This is a genomic window from Lutimaribacter saemankumensis, from assembly GCF_900100005.1.
Classification (GTDB): Bacteria; Pseudomonadota; Alphaproteobacteria; order Rhodobacterales; family Rhodobacteraceae; genus Lutimaribacter; species Lutimaribacter saemankumensis.
In genome coordinates, this window is record NZ_FNEB01000043.1 from 1 (window position 1) to 1,269 (window position 1,269).

Consider the following 1,269-nt stretch of genomic DNA (forward strand, 5'->3'; position numbering starts at 1 on the left):
CGGCTTGCTTCCTACAAAGCCGCGCTGCGTGACATGGGGTGTGAAGACCGGCAAGCCTGTGGTCGCTGGCTGAACAACAGAGTTGAGAACTCACACCTTCCATTCCGACGAAGAGAAAGAGCGATGCAGCGCTTTCGGCGAATGCGAAGTCTGCAGAAGTTCGTCGCCGTCCATTCCTCCGTCTTCAATCACTTCAACCAGGATCGTAGCCTCTCCAAACGGGACCACTTCAAGCAGAACAGAACCGCTGCTCTTGCCGAGTGGCGTAGTCTCTGCGCGGCATAAGGGACAGTGTCACTGTCCTGGCAGAGACGAGTTCGAATCAGTCTGACAGCACCACAGGGAGCGCTTCATCCCGAACAGGGAGTGATGATCAGCCTTCGAAGCCGAGGAGCCTTTCCTGCTCGCCCCAGTCCAGGGGCAGGTTCGTCTTCAAAAGACGTCGGACCGTGAGACCGTTCGGCTGGGAACCGTCAATGATCGCCGCCTGAATTTTGGGCGAAAGACCCGACAAGGCGATGATCCTGGCCAGATAGCGCTCTGTCCGATTCATGTCTGAGGCGAGGCGCTTCAGTGCGGTTCCGGATTTGATGGCATCCGCCCAGCAATGCGCATTGCGCAGCGCACGGAGCAATGCGACGTCCGGCACCGGCTTCTGTGTGCCCGCCACGATCTTCATCTCGACACCGCGCCGCCGATGCGTGAACGGATTATTGAACCGGAGAACCTCCGGGTTCAGGGTATCGACTGCAAGACCGAGACCCGCCGCGAGGGCCCGAGAGGAAAGCTGGACGTCGATACGACCATTGCCCAGTGTTGCAGTTTCGATCAGCGCAGCCGCCTCCCGGATGCCTGCGTCGCGAACGTACCGCGCAAGTTCGATGGTTCGATCCACGATGGCGCCCGACAGGCTGACATCACATTCCTTGAGAAGCGCGTGGCGCTTGGCACAATTGTCAAGGTGATCGGCAACGAGCGTGACGGTATTGTCAGAGGAACTTGTCTTGAGGCGGGCAGGGGGCTTTCGTAGCCTTTGAAGATGACCAAGCGTTCGCCTTTCAAGTATTTCAAAACCAGCCCCGAGATCATCCGCCTGGCGGTGATGCTCTATGTCCGGTTTCCGCTGTCACTCAGAAATGTCGAAGACCTGCTCCACGAACGCGGCATCGACGTCAGCCATGAAACCATCCGGTTCTGGTGGAACAGGTTCGGGCCGATGTTTGCGTCGGAGATCCGCCGGCGGCGTGTTCAGCAGCTGCGAGCCTTTTC

2 protein-coding genes and 1 pseudogene are annotated in these 1,269 nt (G+C 58.7%); 2 read left to right on the top strand and 1 reads right to left on the bottom strand.

Going from position 1 to position 1,269, the window contains the following annotated elements:
* A partial coding sequence (locus BLT50_RS18850) for a DDE-type integrase/transposase/recombinase (RefSeq protein ID WP_139170559.1) occupies positions 1 to 285 on the top strand: 285 nt, incomplete at its 5' end.
* Between the two features lie 88 nt (positions 286 to 373).
* Here BLT50_RS18850 and BLT50_RS19180 read toward each other — a convergent pair.
* The gene (locus BLT50_RS19180) at positions 374 to 895 is read right to left on the bottom strand and encodes a hypothetical protein (RefSeq protein WP_139170603.1); all 522 of its coding nucleotides are present in this window, start codon (positions 893 to 895) and stop codon (positions 374 to 376) included.
* A gap of 144 nt (positions 896 to 1,039) precedes the next feature.
* Between BLT50_RS19180 and BLT50_RS18865 the strand changes: the two are divergent.
* Positions 1,040 to 1,269: pseudogene (locus BLT50_RS18865) on the top strand (IS6 family transposase); the annotation flags it as partial.